This is a genomic window from Azotobacter beijerinckii (assembly GCF_900110885.1).
Taxonomy (GTDB): Bacteria; Pseudomonadota; Gammaproteobacteria; order Pseudomonadales; family Pseudomonadaceae; genus Azotobacter; species Azotobacter beijerinckii.
In genome coordinates this window covers 15,014-38,009 of record NZ_FOFJ01000035.1, presented here as the reverse complement: position 1 = coordinate 38,009, position 22,996 = coordinate 15,014, and the positions used below count along the sequence as shown (strand labels likewise).

The following is a 22,996-nucleotide window of genomic DNA, read 5'->3' as shown; positions in this document are numbered from 1 at the left end:
GTCCATCTGGCGCGCGGCGGCATGCAGCGAAGGGCGCAGCCCCAGGGAAACCAGCGACATCAGCTCGACGACGGTGGAAAACAGCAGCTCCCAGGGATACTGGCGCTGCCGGTTGGTCTCGAACACTTCGTCGACCCAGGCAGCCGGCATCGCCCGTTCCAACACCAGCCGTGCCATGACGCTGGCCGGTGCCTGCTTCTCGAATCGCGCCAGAATCTCGTCCCACACCGCCTTGCCCTCTTGATGGTTTTAGGGAAGGGAGTTTACGTAAAGACCTTGAAAGGGGTGGGTGTTAGCCCTTGGAGAGAACGTAAGCGGCATGGGTCAAGTGCCTGTGTCCAGTGCTCGTTGAATTGGGAATCCCCTTCCTTCAGGGAGGGGAGCAGTCAACCGCCGAACAGTTCCGCTTCGCCGGTCGGCGCGGTATCCCCTCAGCGCGGATATAGCGGCGGCAGCTGGCTCGGTTCCTGGGCTGTGCCTGGCAGCAGGGCCGACGGCAGGCTGCGGATCGCCTGCCAGAGGTCCTCGCCCTGCCAGTACTGGCCGCCTTCGCTGTAGAGCGCACCGTTCAGGCCGTCGAGGGCGGCGGAGAGGGGCACGTAGCGCGCGGCCATCGCGGCGAGGGTTTCCGGTTGCTGGCGGGCCCAGGCGTCGAGGGCCTGGCGGGTCGCCTGGGTATCGTTGGCCTGGCAGGCGCGGCGCAGCTCGTCGAGCAGGGTGCGGGAGTTCGGCCCGGCGACGGCGCTGCGGATCGCCGGCTGGCGGCGGGCACGCCACCAGAGGCCGAAACCGAGCAGGGTGGTGCAGAGCAGCAGGGCGCTGGTCAGCTGCCAGACCCTGAGCGGCTGGCCGGGCAGGGTCAGGAGCGCGCCGAGGGGCTGCGGCGGTTCCGCGGCCAGTTCGGGGTTCGTTTTCACCACCAGGGTGCGCGCCGGCAGGCGGGCGCGTTCCAAGCGTTCGTGGACGGTGTTCCACCACAGCACTTCCTGCGCCGGCAGTTCGATCCGGCCGTCACGGGTCGGCACCAGCGCCTCGCGTTCCTCGCGGCTGCCGATCAGGCCGCGCTCGCCGGGCTGCTCGGCCAGTTGTGGCTGGTCGGGATAGCGGCGCAGGCCGTCGACCGGGAGGTTGGCCAGCGGCGGCAACTGAGCGCTGCTCAGTCCGTCGGCCTTGAGCGTCAGCTGGCGGGTCAGCGATTCGCCGACCCGGGCCTGTTCCGGCGCGGGATTCCAGCTTTCGCTCAGTTCGAGGGCGCGTGCCGGCAACCAGGGCGCGTCGGCTGGGTATTCGGCAGGCCTGGCCTTGACCCTCAGGGGAATCGCCGGCGACTCCACGCGGATCTGCCGGCCGCTGTGCGGGCCGAAGGGCAGCAGGCCGTCGCGGTCCGGGGCTCGGCTGACCTCGGTGGCGGTGAAGGCCAGGGAGGGGATCAGCAACTCGCCGCTGCGCTGGGGAAAAAGCGCATAGCGCATCTCGATCACCCCGTGGCGCACGCCGTTGACGTTGGTCTCGTAGGTGCGCGGCGTGCCGAGGGGCTCGATGCGGGCGTCGGCCATCTGCAGCGGGCTCAGATTGCTGTCGTCGTAGAGCGATACCGAATGGTAGATGCGCAGGGTGAGGACGACCTGGGCCTGCACGTAGACGTTTTCCCGATCCAGGCTGGCGTCGATGAATACCGGCGCCAGACGGGCAGTGCCGGCATCCATCCCGCTTTTCTGCACGTGCAGGACGATCGCCTGGGTCTGCTGGTCGCCCAGGCGCAAGGGCGGAATGCTCAGCTGGCCGGGGTGCTTCGGCTGCAGCGTGACGATCCACTGGGTGGTGCTGCGGGCCCCGCCGGCCTCGTTGGTCAGGCGGTTGACCTGGCGGGTGCCGAGCACCTCGAAGTGCTGCTCAAGGGGCGTCAGGTCCGGCTTGCCGAGGGGCGCGGGATCGCTGCTTTCGAGGGTCAGCTCGAGGGTTTCGCCGGCGCCGAGGCGGGTGCGGTCGACCCGGGCGGTCAATTCCTCGGCCTGGCTCGTCCAGGCCAGCAGGCAGAGCAGGAGGATGCAGAGCGGGCGGATCATGGGCTGGCTTCCCGGTGCTGTTGCTGTTCGTACCAGAATTTGCGCCGCAGCAGTTCGCCGGGATTGTCCGGGATCTGCCGCAGCCACTGTTCCAGGGCCTGGCGGCGTTCGCCACCGAGCCGTTCCGCCGGGGCTGCGGCGGTCTGTCCGGGAGCCGGCGGCGAGTCGTCGCCAAGTACCCCGCCGTTCTGCTTCGCGGCAGCGGCCGGCAGTTCGCTCGTCTCGCTGGCGGCCGGGGACGCGTCCTCGGCCGCCCCGGGCGCGGCGTTATCGGCCTGGCCTTCGCCGGCCTTGGCCGGCGGCGCGGCGGAGCCTTCCGGCGTCGGCTGTCCGCCTGGCGACTGTGACTGCGCCTGGGCATTCGCGGCGGCGTCTTCGGCCGCTTGCTCGGCCTGCCGGCGCTGGCGCAGCAGTTCCTCGACCAGGGCCTTGTTGTGCAGCGCCGGCGCCAGCGCCGGCTGCAGCTCCAGGGCGCGCTCGTAGGCGTCCAACGCGGCTTCCAGTTCGCCGAGCCGGGCCAGGGCATTGCCGCGGTTGTAGTGGTCGGTCGGGGTGCGCCCCTGAGCGAAGCCTTCGGCGGCGGCGGCATAGTCGCCGGCCTGGTAGAGGGCCAGAGCCTGCCAGCGGCGGTCCTCGAAGCGCCGGGCGGCTTCGCCCGGCCGACCGGCCTGGAGCAGGATCTGTCCTTGCTGGTCCGGACGCAGCCAGAGGTCGGCGAGCTCGAAGGCCTGGCTGGGCTGGGGCAGGGCCAGCAGCAGGGGCAGACAGAGCAGCCAGCCGCGCCGGCCGGCACAGGCGGCCAGCAGGAGCAGCGGCAGCAGCAGCCAGTGGCCTTGGTCGGCCCAGGCATCGAAGCGTGCCGCCTCGTCGTTCTCGCGCAGGCGCTGCGGACTGTCCAGCAGGCCCAGCCGGCGCAGGTCGCGGTCGTCCAGGCTGGCGCTTTGGTAGCGCCCACCGAGGCTTTCGGCGAAGCGCGCCAGGCCGGCGGCGTCCAGCCGGGCCAGCAGGATGGCGCCCTGTTCGTCCTTGAGGAAGGTGCCGCCTTCCTGGGCGATGGGCGCTCCGCTGGTGCTGCCGATGCCGAGGATGTCGAGGCGTTCGCCGTGTCTGCCGAGCGCCTTGGCGATGCTCCGGCGTTCGTTTTCGTCCAGTTCGCTGCCGATCAGCAGCAGTTGCCCCCGGCCCTGGGCGCCTTGTTCGAGCAGCGCCAGGCCTTGGGCCACGGCGAGGTCGGCGCGCCGCCCGGCGACCGGCATGATCGGCGGGGCGAGGGCGTCCAGCAGGTTGCGGGTGGTTTCCAGATCGTCGGACAGCGGCACCAGGGTATGCGCGCTGCCGGCATAGACGACCACCGCGGTTTGCGCCTCCTGGCGCGCCGCGAGCAGGTCGAGCAGCTTGCGCTTGGCCATCTCCAGGCGGTTCGGCGCGACGTCGCCGGCGAGCATGCTCGGGGTCAGTTCGAGCAGCACCACCAGCGGATCGGCGCGCTTCAGCGGACTTTGCTCGATGCGCTGCCAGCTGGGGCCGAGTAGGGCCAGCAGGGCGAGCAGCCAGGCCAGGCCGAGGGCGATCCAGGGCAGCCGGCTGTCGTGTCCGGCGCGTGCTCCGAGCAGCGCCCGGTGGAAGGCCGGCGGCAGCAGCAATTCCCAGCGGCCGGCACGGCGCTGGCGATGCCAGAGCCGCCAGAGCAGCCAGGCGAGCAGAGGCAGCAGGAGCAGCCACTCGGGATGCAGCCAGTGCGGCCAGAGTCCGTTCATCGACGCTCTCCCGGGCGGGCGCGTGGCGGCCGGAGGGTACGGGCCGCCGGCAGGAGGCTGAGCAGCAGGGCCGCGGCCAGTGGCCAGGCGTACAGCGGACGGGTCGGGCGCGCCTGGGTCGGCTGCTGGGCCACCGGCTCCAGGCGGTCGAGGGTGGCTTCGATGGCGCGCAGCTCCTCGCTGTTGCGGACGCGGAAGTATTCCCCGCCGGTCTGTCCGGCGATGGCGCGCAGGGTCGGCTCGTCGAGGTCCAGCCCAGGCGCTAGGCCGATCCGGCCGAGCAGGTCGTTCTGGCGGGGATCGGCACCGATGCCGACGGTGTGGATGCGCACGCCTTCCTCGGCGGCCAGGCGGGCGGCGACCTGCGGATCGATCTCGCCGCCGGTGTTGGCGCCGTCGGTGACCAGGATCAGTACGCGGCTTTGTGCCGGGCGCTGGCGCAGGCGCTTGAGCGCCAGGCCGATGGCATCGCCGAGGGCGGTGTTCTTGCCGGCGATGCCGATCATGGCTTCCTCCAGCCAGGTGTGCACGGTCTGCCGATCGAAGGTCAGCGGCGCCTGCAGGTAGGCCTGGCTGCCGAACAGGATCAGCCCGACGCGGTCGCCTTGGCGATCCTCGATGAACTGGCCGAGCAGGCGCTTGACCAGCTCCAGGCGGCTGATGGCTTCGCCCTCCCACTGCATGTCGGCGTACTCCATGGAGCCGGAGACATCCACCGCGAGCAACAGGTCGCGGCCGCTGGTGGGCAGCGGCAGGGGCTCGCCGACCCATTCGGGACGGGCGGCGGCCGTGAGCAGCAGCAGCCAGAGCAGGACGAACGGCGCCTGCTGGCGCCAGCCCGGCAGGCGCAGGCGGGCGCGGTGGCCGCTGAGGCGCTCCAGTTCGTCGAGAAAGGCCACCTTGAGCGCCGCCTCGCCGCTGTCGGCCGGCGGCAGCACGAAGCGCAGCAGCCAGGGCAGCGGGGCGAGCAGGAAGACCCAGGGCCAGGCGAAGTCAAACATGCCGGCGAATCCAGATGTCCACGGACTGGTAGAGTCCGTCGATGGCCTTGTCGTCGAGCCGGCATTCGGCGCGATAGCCGCCCTCCACGAGGATCATCCAGCGCGTCAGGCCGGCGGCCGGGCAGCGGCTGTCGAGATAGGCCAGCCAGGCGCGGCCGCTCAGGGTGTGGCTGCGGCTGTCCGGGTAGTGGGCGCGGCAGAGGCGCTTGAGCAGCGCGTTGAGCTGCTGCAGCCAGGGGCCGGCGGGCAGGTCGTAGGGTTTGCGCAGCTGCGCCAGTTCCTCCAGGGCGGCGACGCGCAGCGGATCGAGGGCCAGCGGCGCCGGCGCGGGCGGTTCGGCGCGGCGCCGCGGGCGGCGCCAGTGCAGCCAGCAGAAGGTCGCCAGTGAGACGCCGGCCAGCAGCGCCAGCGCCCACCAGCCGGGTGCCGGCGGCCACCAGGGAATGGCCGGCGGGAGGAGCGGCGGTTGCAGGTTGTCGAGCGGACTCATGGATGCTTCACCGGCCGCGGTTGCAGCCGCTCGCGCAGTTGCTCGATCAGTTCGAACTGGGTGCTGAGCGGCAGCAGCAGGCAGCCGACGCGTTCGGCCAGGCGCTGCCAGCGTTCCTGGCGTGCCTGGCCGAGGGCGCGGTAGGCCTGGCGCAACTCGCTGTCGTGGGTGTCCAGTTCGAGCAGGGCACCGTCCTGGGCGAAGCGCAGCAGCCCGGCGGCGGGCAGGGCGTGGTCGAGGGGGTCGGAGAGCGGCAGGAGCAGCAGTTCGCTGTGCCGGCCGAGGAGCAGCAACTGCCGTTCGGCGCTGTCGGACAGCCCGCGCTCGTCGCACACCACCACCACCAGGCTGCCGGGGCGCAGCACCTCGCGGGCGCGGCGCAGGGCGAGGCCGAAGCCGTCCGGCTCGTCCGGCAGTTCGCTGTGCAGGGCATGGTTGGCGCGGACCAGGCGGTTGAGCAACTGCAGCAGGCTCTGCTTGCTGCGCCGCGGCTTGATCTCGTGGGGCGCGCCGCTGCCGAACACCAGCCCGCCGACCCGGTCGTTGTGCTCCAGGGCGGCCCAGCCGATCAGCGCCGCGGCTTGGGCGGCGAGCACCGACTTGAACTGCCGCGACGAGCCGAAGAACAGCTGCCGGCTCTGTTCGGCGAGGATGAAGATCGGCCGTTCGCGCTCCTCGTGGAACAGCTTGGTGTGCGGCTCCTGGGTGCGCGCGGTGACCCGCCAGTCGATGTTGCGCACGTCGTCGCCGGCCTGGTAGACGCGCACCTGGTCGAAGTCCACGCCGCGCCCGCGCAGCCGCGAGTGGTGCGCGCCGAGCAGCGCGCTGCGCCGGCCCGGGCTGGAGAACAGCTGCACCTCGCGCAACCGGTGGCGGATCTCGATCAGCTCGGCCAGGCTCGCCTGGACGCCGTCCGGAGCCGTCGACGGGCGCGGCTCGCCGGCCGCTTGCGGGTGCATCAGGCCACCGCCACCACGTCGAGGATGCGCTGGATGACCCGGTCCTGGTCGACCCCGGCGGCCTCGGCCTCGAAGGAGAGGATCAGGCGGTGGCGCAGCACGTCGAAGAGCACCGTCTGGATGTCCTCCGGGCTGACGAAGTCGCGTCCGGCCAGCCAGGCGTGGGCGCGCGCGCAGCGGTCGAGGGCGATGGAGCCGCGCGGGCTGGCGCCGTAGGTCAGCCATTCGCCCAGTTCGGCGTCGAAGCGTGCCGGCGTGCGCGAGGCCACCACCAGTTGCACCAGGTATTCCTCCACCGCGTCGGCCATGTACAGGCCGAGGATCTCCTTGCGCGCGGCGAAGATCGCCTGCTGGCTGAGCCGGTGCTCGGGCTTGGTCTCGCCGTGCAGCGCCTCGCCGCGGGCCTGCTGGAGGATCTTGCGCTCCACCGCGGCGTCCGGGAAGCCGATCTTCACGTGCATGAGGAAGCGGTCGAGCTGGGCTTCCGGCAGCGGGTAGGTGCCTTCCTGCTCGATCGGGTTCTGGGTGGCCATCACCAGGAACAGCGGCGACAGCTCGTAGGTGCGCCGGCCGACGGACACCTGGCGCTCGGCCATCGCCTCGAGCAGCGCCGACTGGACCTTGGCGGGGGCGCGGTTGATCTCGTCGGCCAGCACCAGGTTGTGGAAGATCGGCCCCTGCTGGAAGACGAAGTTCCCGGTTTCCGGACGGTAGATCTCGGTGCCGGTGATGTCCGCCGGGAGCAGGTCGGGGGTGAACTGGATGCGATGGAATTCCGCATCGATGCCCTCGGCGAGATCCTTGATCGCCTTGGTCTTGGCCAGGCCGGGGGCGCCCTCGACCAGCAGGTGGCCGTCGGCAAGCAGGGCGACGAGCAGCCGGTCGATCAGCTTTTCCTGGCCGAGGATCTGGGTTGAAAGAAAATTTCGCAGCGCGACGAGCGCTTCACGGTGTTCCATCTCTCACCACTTCCGGAAAATGACCGCAGGTCTTGGCTGCCCACGGCAGCGGGCGTCACTTTAAAACAAAACGTGGCGCGACGCTGCCACCGCTGGCCCGAGGGGCCTGCGGCGGCGGACGCCTCTTTCAGTGCCTGCTCTGGCGGGCCCGGATCGCGGCGATGAGGCGCTTGCTCAGCGCCGGGTAGTCGTAGTCGTAATGGTGCCCGCCCGGCAGCTCGAGCTTTTCGCCCAGGCTCTGCGGCTGGGTGCAGCCGCTCTCGTCGATTTCCTCGCTACCGTAGACGCAGAACGTCTTGGCCGCCGGCAGGCGGGCCAGTTCCGGGCCGGTGGGGGCCTCCTGGCCTGCCGTGCCGAGCCAGCCCTGGACCTCGATCTCGAAGCTGCCGCTGCGCGCCAGGGAGAGCAGCAGCAGGCTGTCCACCGAGGCTTGGGCGGCGGCATCGAGGCGATTGTAGATGGCCGGCAGCACGTCGGCGCCGAAGGAGTAGCCGATCAGCACGAAGCGCCGGGCGCCCCAGCGCTCGCGGTAGCTGCGCATGATCCGGGCGAGGTCGGCAGCGGCCTGTTCCGGCGACTTGTGGTCCCAGAAGTAGCGCAGGCAGTCGACGCCGACCACCGGGTAGCCGCGCCGGGCCAGCTCGCCGGCGACGTCGCGGTCGAGGTCGCGCCAGCCGCCGTCGCCGGAGTAGAGGACCACCACCGTGTCGCCGGCCCCGGCGGCTGGCACCTCGACCAGCGGCAGGGGATCGGCGCGGCCTTCCAGCAGCCGGCCGAGGTGGTCCAGCAGCAGGCGCTCGGCGGGTGTGTCGTAGGCGGCGATCTGCGTTTCGGCATTGGCCTGGGCGCGGGCGAAGCGGGCGCTGGCGTCGTCCGGGTTGTCGTTCCAGACGGCGTGCCAGCGGCCGTGCGCTGCCGTCTGCGGCACCGGTTCGGCGCAGGCCGGCTGGTCCAGGCGAAAGCCGATCGACAGCGCCTGCGCCTGGTCGCGGTTCTGCCCGGCCAGCCAGCGCCAGGCCAACTGGGCGCCGGGGCCGTCGCCGGCGACCAGGTCGGGCGGGCCGTCGAGCTGGGCGAGGGCGTCGTCGAGCTGCCGCAGCGGGCGGCGACAATCCGTCTCCTCGTCCAGAGTCAGGATGGCCAGCTCGGTGGCATGGGCGCTGGCCAGTTCGAGCAGGCGGGCCGGCTGCGGGTGGGCCTCGGCGGAGAGCAGCAGGAGCACCCGCTGGCGCACCGGGCCGCCGGGGGCCACCAGTTGCAGCGGGCTGCCGTCGGCCAGGGTGCGTTGCTCGAGACTCGGGGCCGGCTGGCGCAGCAGGAGCCAGGCAATGCCCGCGGCGAGCAGTAGGAACAGGAAGGAAAAAAGCAGGAGCAACAGGGCGGAGCGTCGGCGCATCAGCGTTTCACCAGTCCGGAAAGGCCGCCGGCGATCAGCGCGGCGGTGTCGGCCAGGGCCAGCAGCGGGTCGAGCCCGGCAGGCACCGCGAGGTAGCGCGGTTCCCACTGCGGGTGGAACTTTTCCTTGAAGCGGCGCAGGCCCTGGAAGTTGTAGAAATACTCGGCGTTCTGGAACACCAGCGCGCCGAGGCGTTGCGGCAGCGGAGCGCCGCGCCGCGGCAGCATGCCGGAGAGCGGTACCATGCCGAGGCTGAAGAAGCTGCCGCCGCGGGCCTTGAAGTGCAGCAGCACGCCGAGCATGAGGAATTCCATGGTCAGTTTCGGCGCGCCCGGATGCACGCGCATCAGGTCGAGGCTGGCGATTTCCGGGCTGTCGGTTTCCAGCAGGTTGGCGAAGGCCACCGGCCGGCCCTGGTGATGGACCACCACGATGCGGAAGTACTGCAGGTAGTCCGGGTTGAAGCGGCCGAGGGAGAAGCCCTTCTCGCGGACCTTCTTGCCGGCCAGCCAGGCCGCGGAGATTTCCTCCAGCTCGGCCAGCGGCGCCAGGCCGCGCTCGTGGAACACCAGGCTGAGGCCGTCGCGCTGGCCGCGGTTCCAGGTGTAGCGCAGGTCCTTCATGTCCTTGCCCGTGCTGTCGAGGTCGAACTGGCGGAGGTCGACCTTCGCTTCTTCGCCCAGCTTGAGGGCGATCAGGCCGATGTCCATGTAGTGCGGCAGGTTTTCCGCGCGCACCTGGTAGAACACCGGCCGCCGGTGGTGCAGGTCGCACAGGTCGCGGAACTGCCAGATCAGCTCGGCACGTTGCTCGGACGTGCCCACCGGGTCGAACAGCGCGACCATGCTGCGGCCGCGCCGGGCATACATGAGAAAGGCGCGGCGCTCGCCGTCGAACAGCAGGGCCTTGTCGCCGGAGAGTGCCAGCGCGCCTTCCGGCTGCTGGGAGGCGCGGACCGCGGCGAAGGCCTGCCCGAGTTCTTCGGGCGTGGGCGCGTGCAGCGGCGGCGGCGGGCTGCGCAGCAGCCAGATCAGGCCGAGCACCAGCAGCGCCAAGCTGCTCGCCAGCAGGGCTCGCAGGCCGCGGGGAGCGTTGCCGTCCAGTTCGAACTGCCACCACAGGGTGTGGCTGTAGGGCAGGTCCTGGTAGACGAACAGCAGCAGCCAGGTACTGGCCGCCAGCACGCCGAGGGTCGCCACCATGATCGGCGGCGAGCCGGGCAGTTCGAGCAGCCGGCTGGGGCGGTAGAAGGCCTTGCGAAACAGCGCCAGCAGGGCCGCGGTGCCGATCAGCACCGCGGATTCCTCCCAGTCGAAGCCCTTGAGCAGCGAGAGCAGGGCGGCGGCCAGCAGCACCACCAGGGTCAGCGCCCAGGCGGCCGAGAGCTGCCGGCGCAGGCCCTGGGCGAGCAGCAGGCAGACCACGCCGATCAGGCTGGAACCCAGGTGGGAAAGCTCGATCAGCTGCAGCGGTACCAGATAGCTCAGCGGCTCCAGGCGGTCGTCGAGGCTTGGCGTGGCGCCGGAGAACAGCAGTACGATGCCGGCGATGAACACCTGCAGGGCCAGCACCGGCGCCGCCAGGCCGGACGCCAGGCGCAGGCCGGCGCGGGTCAGGCGGCGGGCCTCGTTGCCGAGCAGCAGCAGGCAGGCCAGCAGCAGCGGCAGGACCATGTAGATCAGCCGGTAGAGCAGCAGGGCGGCGGCCAGCGGCGCGGTACCGAGGCTCTGGCCGAAGGCGGCGAGCAGGATCACTTCGAACACCCCGACGCCGCCCGGCACGTGGCTGAGCACGCCGGCGGCCAGGGCTACCAGGTAGACCAGCAGGAAGCTGCCGAAGGGCGGCGTCTCCGGCAGCAGGACATAGAGCACGCCGGCGGCGGCCAGCATGTCGGCGATGGCAATGAGCAGCTGCAGCGCGCTCAGGCGCGCCCCGGGCAGGTTCAGGCCGTAGCGGCCGAGGCGGGCGCGGATCACCTGCGGGTTCTGGGCGTCCGGCGTGGCGTGCCGCCAGAGCAGCAGCACCAGCACGGCATAGCCCAGCAGCACGGCGGCGGCGAGGGCGGCGAGGGGGGCTTCGGCGACGTGCAGGGCGGCGCTTGCCCGCGGCAGGTCGAGCAGCGCGGCGCCGGCGGCCAGCAGGGGCAGCGTGCAGCCCAGCGACAGGCTGGCGAACAGGCTCATCTTTGCGACCTCCGTGCCGCTCAGGCCGTACCGGCTGTACAGCCGGTAGCGCACGCCGCCGCCGGTGAGCAGCGAGAGGCCGACGGAGTTGCCGATGGCGAAGGCGCAGAAGCCGCCGAGCAGCAGGCTGGACGGCGGCAGGCGCGCCCCGGCGTAGCGGCAGGCCGACCATTCGTAGCCGAGCAGGGCGGCGTAGCCGCCCGCGGTAGCCAGCAGGGCCAGCCCCAGGTCGCTGTGCGGCACGGCGAGCAGGGCCTGGTGCAGGTGCTGCGGGTCCAGGGTGTCGAGCAGGCGGCGGCAGGCGATCAGCGCCAGGCCGAAGACCAGCAGCGTGAAGAGCGAGGCCAGGGTGGTGCGGTATTCGCCGAGCGCACGGAGCCGGTGCGCGAGGGGCTGCAGCAGCTTGGCGCAGGCCGCGAGGGCCGAGCGGTTGGGTGTGATTTCCATGGGGGTGTTTCAGGCTCCAGAGGCGGCGTGTGCAAGGCTCGGGGCACCTGCCGCGGGGGGGAGGCACCGGCCGGCTCCCGGATACAGGGCGGGCGTGGGCGGGCCTGGGGGAGCCTATGCTACATCCAGGAATAACTTCGGAGCATAACCATGGCCTTCTTCACAGCCGACAGCAAGGCCGACTTCCAGGCGCAGCTGCAGGCAGCCCTGGCGCCGCATCTGGACGAGCGGCTGCTGCCCCAGGTGGCTTTGTTCGCCGAACAGTTCTTTGCCGTTGCCGCCCTCGACGAGTTGGTCGAGCGGCGGCTTTCCGACCTGGTCGGTTGTACCCTGTCGGCCTGGCGCCTGCTGGGGCGTTTCGATCCGGCGCAGCCGCAGGTGCAGGTGTTCAATCCCGATTACGAGAAGCACGGCTGGCTGTCCAGCCACAGCCTGGTGCAGGTGCTGCACCCGGACATGTCCTTTCTGGTCGACTCCCTGCGCATCGAGCTGAACCGTCGCGGCCATGGCATCCACAGCCTGCTGGGCGGCATGTTCTGCGTGCGGCGCAACGCCGCTGGAGAGCTTCTGGAGGTTCTGCCCAGAAGCAGCCGGGGAGAGGAACTGCGCCAGGAGGCGCTGATCTTCGCCGAGATCGACCGTTGCGCCAGTCCTGCCGAGCAGCGCGAACTGGAGCAGAGCCTGTACGAGGTGTTCGCCGAGGTGCGCCTGGCGGTCGGCGATTTCGTGCCGATGACCTCCTGTGCCCGGGCGCTGCTCGACTGGCTGGAGCGGGCGCCGCTCAAGGTGGACGCCGAGGAGTTGGTGGAGATCAAGGCGTTCATGCTGTGGCTGCTGGAGGACCACTTCACCTTTCTCGGCTACGAGGAGTTCAGGGTGGCGGACGCCTCGGACGGCGGCGGGCGCATGCTCTACGACGAGCGCTCCCTGCTCGGCCTCAGCAAGCGCCTGCGTACCGGTCTCGACGAGGAGTTCCTGCACATCGAGGCCCAGGCGCTGGGCTATCTGCGCGAGCCGCTGGTGCTGTCCTTCGCCAAGTCCTCGCAGCCCTCCCGCGTGCATCGCCCGGCCTATCCGGACTACGTTTCCCTGCGCGAACTGGACGCCGCCGGGCGGGTGGTGAAGGAATACCGCTTCATGGGCCTGTACACCGCCACGGTGTACAACGAGAGCGTGCGGCGCATTCCCTGCATCCGCCGCAAGGTCGCCGAGATCGAGCGCCGCGCCGGCTTCGAGAACAGCGGGCACCTCAGTCGGGAGTTGGCCCAGGTGCTCGAGGTGCTGCCGCGCGACGACCTGTTCCAGACGCCGCTGGACGAGCTGCTGAGCATCGCGATCAGTATCGTGCAGATCCAGGAGCGCAACCGGCTGCGTCTGTTCCTGCGCAAGGCCCCTTATGGCCGCTTCGTCTACGGCCTGGCCTACGTGCCGCGGGAGATCTACTCCACCGAGATCCGCCAGAAGATGCAGCGGCTGTTGATGGAGCGCCTCAAGGCCAGCGACTGCGAGTTCTGGGTGTACTTCTCCGAATCCATCCTGGCGCGGGTGCAGTTCATCCTGCGGGTGAATCCGGCCGATCAGGTCGAGTTCGACTCGCAGCGCCTGGAGCAGGAGATGATCCAGGCCTGCCGCTCCTGGACCGACGACTATGCCGACCTGCTGGTGGAGAGCTTCGGCGAGGCCCAGGGCACCAACCTGCTGGCGGATTTTCCGCAGGGCTTTCCGGCCGGCTACCGGGAGCGCTTCGTGCCCCACTCGGCGGTGGTGGACATGCAGCACCTGCTCAGCCTGGGCGACGAGCAGCCGCTGGTGATGGGCTTCTACCAGCCGCTGCTGCACGGCGACCGCCAGCTGCACGGCAAGATCTACCACGCCGACACCCCGCTGCCGCTCTCCGACCTGCTGCCGGTGCTGGAGAACCTCGGCCTGCGCGTGCTCGGCGAATTTCCCTATCCGCTGCGCCGGCGCGACGGCCGCGAGTTCTGGATCCACGACTTCGCCTTCACCTGCGGCGAGGGCCAGGAGTTGGACCTGCAGCAGCTCAACGACACCCTGCAGGACGCCTTCATCCACATCATGCGCGGCGATGCCGAGAACGACGCCTTCAACCGCCTGGTGCTGAGCGCCGCCATGCCCTGGCGCGAGGTCGCCCTGCTGCGCACCTACGCCCGTTACCTGAAGCAGATTCGCCTGGGCTTCGACCTCGGCTACATCGCCGCCGCGCTGCTCAACCACACCGACATCGCCCGCGAGCTGGTGCGCCTGTTCCGCACCCGCTTCTACCTGGCGCGGCGGATCGCCGGCGAGGAGCTGGAAGACAAGCAGCAGCGCCTCGAGCAGGCGATCCTCGGCGCCCTGGACCGGGTCGAGGTGCTCAACGAGGACCGCATCCTGCGCCGCTACCTGGACCTGATCAAGGCCACCCTGCGCACCAATTTCTACCAGACGGACGCCGCGGGCCGGGCGAAGGGGCATATCAGCGTCAAGCTCGATCCGCGGAGCATCCCGGAGCTGCCGCGGCCGGTGCCGCGCTACGAGATCTTCGTCTACTCGCCGCGGGTCGAGGGCGTCCATCTGCGCGGCGGCAAGGTGGCCCGCGGCGGCCTGCGCTGGTCGGACCGCGAGGAGGACTACCGCACCGAGGTGCTCGGCCTGGTCAAGGCCCAGCAGGTGAAGAACGCGGTGATCGTGCCGGTCGGTGCCAAGGGCGGCTTCGTCCCGCGAAGGCTGCCGGCGGGCGGCTCGCGGGACGAGATCCAGGCCGAGGCGATCGCCTGCTACCGGACCTTTGTCTCCGGGCTGCTCGATCTCACCGACAACCTGAAGGACGGCCAGTTGGTGCCGCCGCCCGGCGTGGTGCGCCACGACGGCGACGATCCCTACCTGGTGGTGGCTGCCGACAAGGGCACGGCGAGCTTCTCCAACATCGCCAACGGCATCGCCGCCGACTACGGCTTCTGGCTCGGCGACGCCTTCGCCTCCGGTGGCTCCAGCGGCTACGACCACAAGAAGATGGGCATCACCGCCCGCGGCGGCTGGGTCTCGGTGCAGCGCCACTTCCGCGAGCGGGGCATCGACGTGCAGAAGGACCCGTTCGTCGTGATCGGCATCGGCGATATGTCCGGCGACGTGTTCGGCAACGGCCTATTGCAGTCGCCGAGCATGCGCCTGGTGGCGGCTTTCGATCACCGGCACGTGTTCGTCGATCCCGATCCGGACCCGGCGCGCAGCTTCGCCGAGCGCCAGCGGCTGTTCGACCTGCCGCGCTCGAGCTGGGCCGACTACGACCCGGCGCTGATCTCGCCCGGTGGCGGGGTGTTCCCGCGCAGCGCCAAGAGCATCCGGATCAGCCCGCAGATGCAGGAGCGCTTCGCCATCGCCGCCGAGCGGCTGCCCCCCAACGAGCTGATCGGCGCCCTGCTCCGGGCGCCGGTCGACCTGCTGTGGAACGGCGGCATCGGCACCTATGTGAAGTCCAGCCTGGAAAGCCACGCGGACATCGGCGACAAGGCCAACGACGCGGTGCGGGTCAACGGCAGCGAACTGCATGCCAAGGTGGTGGGCGAGGGCGGCAACCTCGGCATGAGCCAGCTCGGTCGGGTCGAGTACTGCCTCAAGGGTGGCGCCGGCAACACCGATTTCATCGACAACGCCGGCGGGGTCGACTGTTCCGACCACGAGGTGAACATCAAGATCCTCCTCGGCGAGGTACTGGCCGCCGGCGACATGACCGGCAAGCAGCGTGACCGGCTGCTCCTCGAGATGACCGATGCGGTGGCCGAGCTGGTGCTGAACAACATCTACAAGCAGACCCAGGCGCTGTCCCTGGCGGAGCGCCGTGCGCGCCTGCATCCGGGCGAATACCGCCGGCTGATCGACGCGCTGGAGCATGCCGGACGGCTGGATCGCGCCCTGGAATTCCTGCCGAGCGACGAGCAGCTCGCCGAGCGCCTCGCCGGCGGCAGCAGCCTGACCCGTCCGGAGCTGGCGGTGCTGATTTCCTACAGCAAGATCGACCTCAAGGAGGCCCTGCTGGACTCCCCGGTACCGGACGACGACTACCTGATCCGCGACATGGAGGGCGCCTTCCCGCCGCGGCTGGTGGAGCGCTTCGGCGCGCTGATGCGCAGCCACCGGCTGCGCCGGGAGATCGTCGCCACGCAGATCGCCAACGATCTGGTCAACCACATGGGCATCACTTTCGTGCAGCGCCTCAAGGAGTCCACCGGCATGGAGGCCGCCGCGGTGGCCGAGGCCTACGTGATCGTCCGCGACATCTTCCACCTGCCGCACTGGTTCCGGCAGATCGAGGCGCTCGACTACCAGGTCCCCGCCGAGCTGCAGCTGACCCTGATGGACGAGCTGACCCGCCTGGGCCGGCGCGCCACCCGCTGGTTCCTGCGCAACCGCCGCGGCGAGCTGGATGCCGCCCGCGACGTGGCGCACTTCGGCCCGCGGGTCGCCGCCCTCGGCCTGAAGCTCGACGAGCTGCTCGAAGGCAGCACCCGCAAGCAGTGGCAGCTGCGTTACCGCGCCTATGCCGAGGCCGGGGTGCCGGAGTTGCTGGCGCGGCTGGTCGCCGGCACCGGCTACCTGTACACCCTGCTGCCGATCCTCGAGGCGGCCGACGTCACCGGGCACGAGCCGGCGGTGGTGGCGGCCGCACACTTCGCGGTCGGCGGCGCCCTGGAGCTGCCCTGGTTCCTGCAGCAGATCACCAACCTGCCGGTCGAGAGCCAGTGGCAGGCGCTGGCCCGGGAGGCGTTCCGCGACGACATGGACTGGCAGCAGCGCGCCATTACCATCGCCCTGCTGAAGATGGTCGGCGGAGCGGAGGAGGTCGAGGCGCGGGTGGCACTCTGGCTGGAACAGAATCAGCCGATGGTCGAGCGCTGGCGGGTGACCCTGGCCGAGCTGCGCGCGGCCGGTGCCGCCGACTATGCGATGTTCGCGGTCGCCAACCGCGAGCTGGCGGACCTGGCGCAGAGCGGCTCGCGCGGGACGGCAGGGGGCTGAGGAGCCCCCCCGCCGCCGGGCCGGCCGGCGCCGGTTCAACGTCCTGTGCCGGGGAGTTCTCGTCGGGGGCGGAAGCGTTGGCCGTGTTCGGGCAGCCAGCGGTAGAAGAAATAGAACTCGAAGAGCGCGGGATGGGAGCAGTGGCAGAGGTAGTTGGAGGTCTCCTGGGCGCCGCCGTCGCACTGTAGGTAGCCCAAGTCGATCATCGGCAGGAGCGCCTCCCGTTCCTCGGCGTTCATCCATACCCGCTTGCCGCGGATCAGGTCGACCACCAGACCGCACAGTTTGGCGAGGGTGGCGGTTTCCCTGTGGGCCCCGTCGTTTGCCGGGGCGGGCGGGGTGTCGACGATCCGGTTGGCCGGCTTGAACCTGAAGGGCAGGCCGGTCTGTTGCCATTTTCTGGCCATTTTCAAACATCTCCTTGTCGAACGCAGTCCGTTCCGAGGCGTCTTGCAGGCATCGGTCGCAGCCAGGCAAACCTCGCAGCGAGCGATTTTTGCCCCCCCTGCCGTCCTGCAGGGGGTATTGCTACGACCGACAGCCTAGAAAAAGGTTTGACCAATGTCACGGGAAACTGTCGTGTGGAGTCGTTGGGAAGCTGTTTCCCGGCAGTCGGACAATCCAGGGCCGTCGTTTTGCGGCCATGGGCATTGGGCGGAGGTGGCTATTCGACCGGTTTGGCCAACTGCTGGAGTAGGGCTTCGTGGAAACGTTCCGGCGCCTGGATCTGCGGGGAATGGCCGAACTCGGCGAAGGTCTGCAGGGTGGCGCGGGGCATGCGCTTCGCCGCTTCCCGGGCGAGCCGCGGGTAGTCGCCGAGCCGCGGGCGCAGCTCGGGCGGTGCCGCGTCCTTGCCGATGGCGGTGTTGTCCTTCTCGCCGATCAGCAGCAGGGTCGGCACCTTCAGCTGCTCGAACTCGTAGTACACCGGCTGGGTGTAGATCATGTCGTAGGTCAGCGCCGAGTTCCATGCCACGCGCGGCTTGCCCGGTCCCTGGAAGAGGCCGGCCTGCATCTCCACCCAGCGGTCGAACTCGGGGCGCCACTGGCCGGCGTAGTAGGTGCCGAGCTGGTAGGTGCGGATGCCCTCGGCGCTGGTCTTGAGTTCGCGGGCGTACCATTCGTCCACCGTGCGGTAGGGCACGCCGACCGCCTTCCAGTCCTCCAGGCCGATGGGGTTGACCAGAATCAGGCGCTCCAGCTGCTGCGGATAGAGCAGGGCGAAGCGGGTGGCGAGCATGCCGCCCATGGAGTGGCCCATGACGCTGTAGCGCTGGAGACCGAGGGACTCCAGCAGCGCCCGGGTGTTGGCCGCCAGTTGCTGGAAGCTGTACTGGTAGTGTTCCGGCTTGCTGGATTTGCAGAAGCCGATCTGGTCCGGTGCCACCACCCGGTAGCCGGCCTTGGTGAGGGCGGCGATGCTGCCCTCCCAGGTCGCCGCGCAGAAGTTCTTGCCGTGCAGCAGGACCAGCGTGTGGCCGTTGGGTTCGGCCGGCTGCACGTCCATATAGGCCATCTGCAGCGACTGGCCCTGGGACTCGAAGGCGAAGTGGTTGACCGGGTGGGGGTAGTCGAAGCCTTCCAGCTCGGGGCCGTAGAGCGGGGACTCGGCCGCCATGGCGGCGGGCAGGCCCAGGGCCAGCAGGGCGGGGGACAAGCGGCGGGACATGGATATCTCCTTGGGGCGGTGGGGCGGCAGGCTTAGCCGGGCGCTCTGTCCGCGGCCGGCAGCAGCCCGGCGAGGAAGCCGGTCACGTCCGGCGCGCCGGCCTGGTACAGCCCTTCGCCGAGGGCGTTGGCGGCCGGATGGCGGCGGGGCAGGAGGAGGAACTCGGGGGCGCCGCTGCGGCGCAGCAGGGCAAGACGGGCATAGGGCATGCCCTGGTCGAGCAGCAGGCCCATGAAGGCCGGATCGCTCCAGGCCTGCGTCGGCATGGCGAGCACGTGGTAGCGCCGGCGCAGACCGGCCAGGCCGCTTTCGCTCAGCCGGTAGCGGGTCAGCTCGGCGGGCAGGACGACTTCCAGGCCGCGCCGCCGGGCATAGGCGACGGCCGCGGCGAAAGCCGGCAGGTGCTGCGACTCGCCGGCCCAGAACAACCGCTCGCCCCGCCACGCGGCCTGGAACAGCTGCAGGCGGCCGCCTTCGGGATACCCCGCCACGGCTTGGCCGAGGGTGCGCACGAAGTCCTTGTAGCTGATGATCCGCACGGCGCGGCATTCGGGGGTCGCGCTGTAGGTCGCGAGGCTTTCGTGCGGCGGGGCCTGCGGGTCCTTGCCGACCAGTCCGTCGATCTGCCGCAGGTCGATGCCGTCCAGACCGCTCTGCTCCCGCTCGACCAGGCGCATCAGCACCGCGCGGGCATCCGCCTTGTCCTCCTGGACCGGCCCGGACAGGGCGTCGCGCGGCAGTTCGACCAGCCGCTGCAGGGGCGGATCGGCCTGCCACCAGATGTTCTCCTGCACCGGCGGCAGCGGCTGGAAAGGCAGGCGCAGCGCGCGGGCCTTGTGCAGCAGATGACGTGGCGTGCGCCTCCCCAGCCCCAGCCCCAGGCGCTGGGCAAGTGCGACGAGGCTCGGTGGCAGGAAGGGCATGCGCAGACGATCCGTTGATGGGCTGAGGTCGGCCAGTTTGGCAGATGACCGGGCGAGTGCCTACCCTGGCCGGTGCCTCGCTAGGCGTGCCCGGCGTGGCTATAATCGCCGCCCCCGCCCATCGCCGAGTCGCGCCCGCCCATGTACAACCTGGCCCGCCAGCTGCTGTTCAAACTGTCCCCGGAAACCGCCCACGAACTGTCCCTCGACCTGCTCGGGGCCGGCGGCCGGCTGAACCTCAACGGCCTGCTGTGCCGCCGGCCGGCGAATCTGCCTGTGCGGGTGATGGGCCTGGATTTCCCCAACCCGGTCGGCCTCGCCGCCGGGCTGGACAAGAACGGCGACGCCATCGACGGCCTCGCCCAGCTGGGTTTCGGCTTCATCGAGATCGGCACCGTGACGCCGCGGCCGCAGCCGGGCAATCCCAGGCCGCGGCTGTTCCGCCTGCCGGAGGCCGAGGCGATCATCAACCGCATGGGCTTCAACAACCTGGGCGTCGACCACCTGCTGGCGCGGGTCCAGGCCGCCCGCTACAGCGGCGTGCTCGGCATCAACATCGGCAAGAACTTCGACACTCCGGTGGAGCGCGCGGTGGACGACTACCTGATCGGTCTGGAGCGGGTCTATCCCCATGCCAGCTACGTGACGGTCAACGTCAGCTCGCCGAACACCCCGGGGCTGCGCAGCCTGCAGTTCGGCGACTCGCTCCGCCAGTTGCTCGAAGCCCTGCGCCAGCGTCAGGAAGAGCTGGCCGGGTGCCATGGCCGGCGCGTGCCGCTGGCGATCAAGATCGCCCCGGACATGAGCGACGAGGAAACCGTGCAGGTCGCCCGGGCGCTGCTGGACACCGGCATGGATGCGGTGATCGCCACCAACACCACCCTCGGCCGCGAGGGCGTCGAGGGCCTGGCGCATGCCGGCGAGGCCGGCGGGCTGTCGGGGGCGCCGGTGCGCGAGAAGAGCACCCACACGGTGCGGGTGCTGGCTGGGGAGCTGGGCGGGCGGTTGCCGATCGTCGCGGTCGGCGGGATCACCGAAGGCCGCCATGCGGCGGAGAAGATCGCCGCCGGGGCCAGTCTGGTGCAGCTCTATACTGGCTTCATCTACAAGGGGCCGGCGCTGATCCGCGAGGCGGTGGAGGCCATCGCCGCGCAGCAGGGCCGGCCGGCCGGGTCGCACTGAGCGCGATAGGAAAGGGCTCCCGAAGGAGCCCCCTGTGGTCTTGATGCCCGACGCCCGCAGCGGGCGTCAGGATGAGAACGCCGTGATCCCCGTCAGCTTACGGCGCGCAGTTGGTTCAAGCGGTGGATGCCCGCGGTGCCGGTCAGGCCATCCCAGTTGTCACCGCGGCCCTCGCGCCAGCCGTTGATCCAGGCTTGACGCGTCATCGGGTGGGTGAAAGGACAGAGTTCGCGGGATTTGCCATGAATGCCGTTCTGATAGCCGCGCAGAAAAGCCCGCTCCAACGGATCACGCTTGAGTCTTCTCATAGGGTGTTGCCCTCACTGTTGACTGTTATGTCCCATTGGCCTCGTGGCGAGACCGGGCAGCCTTGGCTGCCAAGGAAACCGCTGCCGGCGTGGCGGTTTCCGTCCCCCGCCGTTGCAGCGAGGGGCCTGGTTGATTTCTATCCAATGGTTTCTGGCCTGTGAATGATCGTTTTGTCATAAGGCCGAAACTTTTCCGGGAGTCAGGCCATAAGAATTCGAGGGAAAATCGCCGCAGGTCCGGCACAACCCCTCTGTAATGGGGCGTTCGCGCCGGGCGGCAAGGGTTTGCCGCGCGGCCGGCGTCCGCGTTGCGTTCCATCGGCCATGCGACGAAGGGTCACGCCGCCGGCCGGCCATGATTGAATGGCGTGCCAATTGGCACGCGCTAACTGCCTGAGGCACTGGAATACTCCCATGTCGGATCGTTACGAACTCGTTCTCACCTGCCCGAAGAGCCTGGAAGGCCTGCTCGCCGAGGAGGCGGCCGGCCTGGGGCTGGCCGAGGTCCGCGCCCAAGTCGCCGCGGTGCAGGGCCTGGGCGACCTGGAAACCGCCTACCGGCTGTGTCTCTGGTCGCGCCTGGCCAACCGCGTGCTGCTGGTGCTCGGGCGCTTCCCGGTGGGCAATCCGGAGGAGCTGTACCAGGGGGTGCAGGCGGTCGACTGGCAGGAGCATCTGCTGCCGACCGGCAGCCTGGCGGTGGAATTCAGCGGCCACGGCTCGGGCATCGACAACACCCATTTCGGCGCGCTCAAGGTCAAGGACGCGATCGTCGACCAGCTGCGCCGGGACAGCGGCCAGCGACCCTCGGTGGACAAGCTCTCTCCCGACCTGCGCGTCCACCTGCGCCTGGACCGGGGCGAGGCGGTGCTCTCCCTGGACCTCTCCGGGCACAGCCTGCACCAGCGCGGCTACCGCCTGCAGCAGGGCGCCGCGCCGCTCAAGGAGAACCTCGCCGCGGCGATCCTGATCCGCGCCGGCTGGCCGCGCATCGCCGCCGCGGGCGGGGCGCTGGCCGACCCGATGTGCGGGGTCGGCACCTTCCTGGTCGAGGCGGGGATGATGGCCGCCGATATCGCGCCCAACCTCAGGCGCGAGCAGTGGGGCTTCTCGCGCTGGCTCGGGCATGTCCCGGCACTGTGGAAGCGCCTGCACGGCGAGGCCGAGGCGCGCGCCGCCGCCGGGCTTTCCCGCGAGCCGCTGTGGATTCGCGGCTACGAGGCCGATCCGCGGCTGATCCAGCCGGCCCGCAACAACCTCGAGCGCGCCGGGCTGGACGCTTGGGTGCGGATCTACCAGGGCGAGCTGGCGACCTTCGCGCCGCATCCGGACAAGGGGCAGCAGGGCCTGGTGGTGTGCAACCCGCCCTACGGCGAGCGCCTCGGCGATCCGGCCAGCCTGCTCTATCTCTATCAGCACCTCGGCGAGCGCCTGCGCAGCCAGTGCGAGGGCTGGGAGGCGGCGGTGTTCACCGGCGCGCCGGAGCTGGGCAAACGCATGGGGATTCGCAGCCACAAGCAGTACGCCCTGTGGAACGGCGCGTTGCCCTGCAAGCTGCTGCTGTTCAAGGTCGTGCCGGAGCAGTTCGTCACCGGCCGCAACGAGCCGGCGCCGAGTCAGGCGCGGATGATCGGCGGCCAACTGGTGGAGCGTCCGCCGGCGGTACGCACCGAGCCGGCGCGGTTGTCCGAGGGCGGGCAGATGTTCGCCAACCGCCTGCAGAAGAACCTCAAGCAGCTCGGCAAGTGGGCGCGCCGCGAAGGCATCGAGTGCTACCGGCTGTACGACGCCGACATGCCGGAATACGCCCTGGCGGTGGACCTGTATCGCGACTGGGTGCACGTGCAGGAATACGCGCCGCCGCGCTCGATCGATCCGGAGAAGGCCCAGGCGCGCCTGCTCGACGCCCTGGCGGCGATTCCCCAGGCGCTGGACATCGATCCGTCGCGGGTGGTGATCAAGCGTCGCGAGCGCCAGGCCGGCAAGAAGCAGTACGAGCGCCAGGATCAGCAGGGGCGCTTCATGGAGGTGAGCGAAGGCGGCGTCAAGCTGCTGGTCAACCTCACCGACTACCTCGACACCGGGCTGTTCCTCGACCACCGCCCGCTGCGCCTGCGCATTCAGAAGGAGGCGGCCGGCAAGCGCTTCCTCAATCTCTACTGCTACACGGCGACCGCCACCGTGCACGCGGCCAAGGGCGGGGCGCGCAGCACCACCAGCGTCGACCTGTCGAAGACCTATCTCGACTGGGCGCGGCGCAACCTGGCGCTCAACGGTTTCTCCGAGAAGCACCGTCTGGCGCAGGGCGACGTGATGGAGTGGCTGGAGGCCGACCGCGGCGAGTACGAGCTGATCTTCATCGACCCGCCGACCTTCTCCAACTCCAAGCGCATGGAGGGGGTGTTCGACGTGCAGCGCGATCACGTGCGCCTGCTCGACCTGGCGATGGCGCGGCTGGCCAAGGGCGGGGTGCTGTATTTCTCCAACAACTTCCGCAAGTTCCAGCTCGATCCTGCGCTGGAGCAGCGCTATGCGGTGGGGGAGATCAGCGCGCAGAGCCTGGATGCGGACTTCGCCCGCAACCCGAAGATCCACCGCGCCTGGCGGCTGCAGGCGCTCCAGGGGTGAGGGAGGCGGGCG

The 22,996-nt window shown here is 70.1% G+C and carries 15 protein-coding genes and 1 pseudogene; 3 read left to right on the top strand and 13 right to left on the bottom strand.

Going from position 1 to position 22,996, the window contains the following annotated elements; genetic code table 11:
- From BMY22_RS15935 to mprF, 9 genes and pseudogenes are all read right to left on the bottom strand, one after another.
- Nucleotides 1–177 (bottom strand): annotated as a pseudogene (locus BMY22_RS15935) (IS4 family transposase); the annotation flags it as partial.
- A gap of 254 nt (nt 178–431) precedes the next feature.
- Nucleotides 432–2,066 carry a BatD family protein gene (locus BMY22_RS15930; protein WP_090623756.1) on the bottom strand — a complete coding sequence of 545 codons (1,635 nt, stop codon included), beginning with the start codon at nt 2,064–2,066 and terminating at the stop codon, nt 432–434.
- A complete protein-coding gene (locus BMY22_RS15925) occupies nt 2,063–3,823 on the bottom strand; it encodes a VWA domain-containing protein (RefSeq protein ID WP_090623754.1) in 1,761 nt (586 codons plus the stop codon). The genes BMY22_RS15930 and BMY22_RS15925 overlap by 4 nt, the downstream gene beginning before the upstream one ends.
- Complete coding sequence (locus BMY22_RS15920) at nt 3,820–4,824, bottom strand: vWA domain-containing protein (protein WP_090623753.1); 1,005 nt, start codon at nt 4,822–4,824, stop codon at nt 3,820–3,822. Before BMY22_RS15920 ends, BMY22_RS15925 begins: the two co-directional genes overlap by 4 nt.
- Nucleotides 4,817–5,314: a DUF4381 domain-containing protein gene (locus tag BMY22_RS15915; RefSeq protein ID WP_090623751.1), complete on the bottom strand. Its 498-nt coding sequence runs from the start codon at nt 5,312–5,314 to the stop codon at nt 4,817–4,819. Before BMY22_RS15915 ends, BMY22_RS15920 begins: the two co-directional genes overlap by 8 nt.
- Complete coding sequence (locus BMY22_RS15910; protein WP_090623750.1) at nt 5,311–6,273, bottom strand: DUF58 domain-containing protein; 963 nt, start codon at nt 6,271–6,273, stop codon at nt 5,311–5,313. Before BMY22_RS15910 ends, BMY22_RS15915 begins: the two co-directional genes overlap by 4 nt.
- Nucleotides 6,273–7,232 carry an AAA family ATPase gene (locus BMY22_RS15905; protein ID WP_090623748.1) on the bottom strand — a complete coding sequence of 320 codons (960 nt, stop codon included), beginning with the start codon at nt 7,230–7,232 and terminating at the stop codon, nt 6,273–6,275. Before BMY22_RS15905 ends, BMY22_RS15910 begins: the two co-directional genes overlap by 1 nt.
- Nucleotides 7,233–7,359: 127 nt before the next feature.
- The gene (locus BMY22_RS15900) at nt 7,360–8,628 is read right to left on the bottom strand and encodes a virulence factor family protein (protein WP_090623747.1); all 1,269 of its coding nucleotides are present in this window, start codon (nt 8,626–8,628) and stop codon (nt 7,360–7,362) included.
- Nucleotides 8,628–11,258: a bifunctional lysylphosphatidylglycerol flippase/synthetase MprF gene (gene mprF / locus BMY22_RS15895; RefSeq protein ID WP_090623745.1), complete on the bottom strand. Its 2,631-nt coding sequence runs from the start codon at nt 11,256–11,258 to the stop codon at nt 8,628–8,630. Before mprF ends, BMY22_RS15900 begins: the two co-directional genes overlap by 1 nt.
- A 150-nt stretch (nt 11,259–11,408) precedes the next feature.
- On the opposite strand from mprF, the gene BMY22_RS15890 reads away from it, so the two are divergent.
- Nucleotides 11,409–16,274 carry an NAD-glutamate dehydrogenase gene (locus tag BMY22_RS15890; RefSeq protein ID WP_090623744.1) on the top strand — a complete coding sequence of 1,622 codons (4,866 nt, stop codon included), beginning with the start codon at nt 11,409–11,411 and terminating at the stop codon, nt 16,272–16,274.
- Between the two features lie 35 nt (nt 16,275–16,309).
- Here BMY22_RS15890 and BMY22_RS15885 read toward each other — a convergent pair whose 3' ends face one another.
- The 3 genes from BMY22_RS15885 to BMY22_RS15875 all read right to left on the bottom strand — a co-directional run bounded on the left by BMY22_RS15885 (nt 16,310) and on the right by BMY22_RS15875 (nt 18,866).
- On the bottom strand, nt 16,310–16,681 hold the full coding sequence (locus tag BMY22_RS15885; RefSeq protein WP_090623742.1) for a hypothetical protein: 372 nt from the start codon (nt 16,679–16,681) through the stop codon (nt 16,310–16,312).
- Nucleotides 16,682–16,938: 257 nt separating this feature from the next.
- Nucleotides 16,939–17,943: an alpha/beta fold hydrolase gene (locus BMY22_RS15880; protein ID WP_090623741.1), complete on the bottom strand. Its 1,005-nt coding sequence runs from the start codon at nt 17,941–17,943 to the stop codon at nt 16,939–16,941.
- A gap of 32 nt (nt 17,944–17,975) precedes the next feature.
- Nucleotides 17,976–18,866 carry a DUF6685 family protein gene (locus BMY22_RS15875; protein WP_090623740.1) on the bottom strand — a complete coding sequence of 297 codons (891 nt, stop codon included), beginning with the start codon at nt 18,864–18,866 and terminating at the stop codon, nt 17,976–17,978.
- A 141-nt stretch (nt 18,867–19,007) separates the two neighbouring features.
- Between BMY22_RS15875 and BMY22_RS15870 the strand changes: the two genes are divergently transcribed.
- Nucleotides 19,008–20,048: a quinone-dependent dihydroorotate dehydrogenase gene (locus BMY22_RS15870; protein WP_090623738.1), complete on the top strand. Its 1,041-nt coding sequence runs from the start codon at nt 19,008–19,010 to the stop codon at nt 20,046–20,048.
- 92 nt (nt 20,049–20,140) lie between these two features.
- Here BMY22_RS15870 and rmf read toward each other — a convergent pair whose 3' ends face one another.
- Nucleotides 20,141–20,356: a ribosome modulation factor gene (gene rmf, locus BMY22_RS15865; protein WP_090623737.1), complete on the bottom strand. Its 216-nt coding sequence runs from the start codon at nt 20,354–20,356 to the stop codon at nt 20,141–20,143.
- Between the two features lie 414 nt (nt 20,357–20,770).
- Here rmf and rlmKL point away from each other — a divergent pair, with 414 nt between their 5' ends.
- Entirely contained in the window at nt 20,771–22,984 is a 2,214-nt protein-coding gene (rlmKL, locus tag BMY22_RS15855; protein ID WP_090623734.1) for a bifunctional 23S rRNA (guanine(2069)-N(7))-methyltransferase RlmK/23S rRNA (guanine(2445)-N(2))-methyltransferase RlmL, read from the top strand.
- The last annotated feature ends 12 nt before the right edge of the window (nt 22,985–22,996 follow it).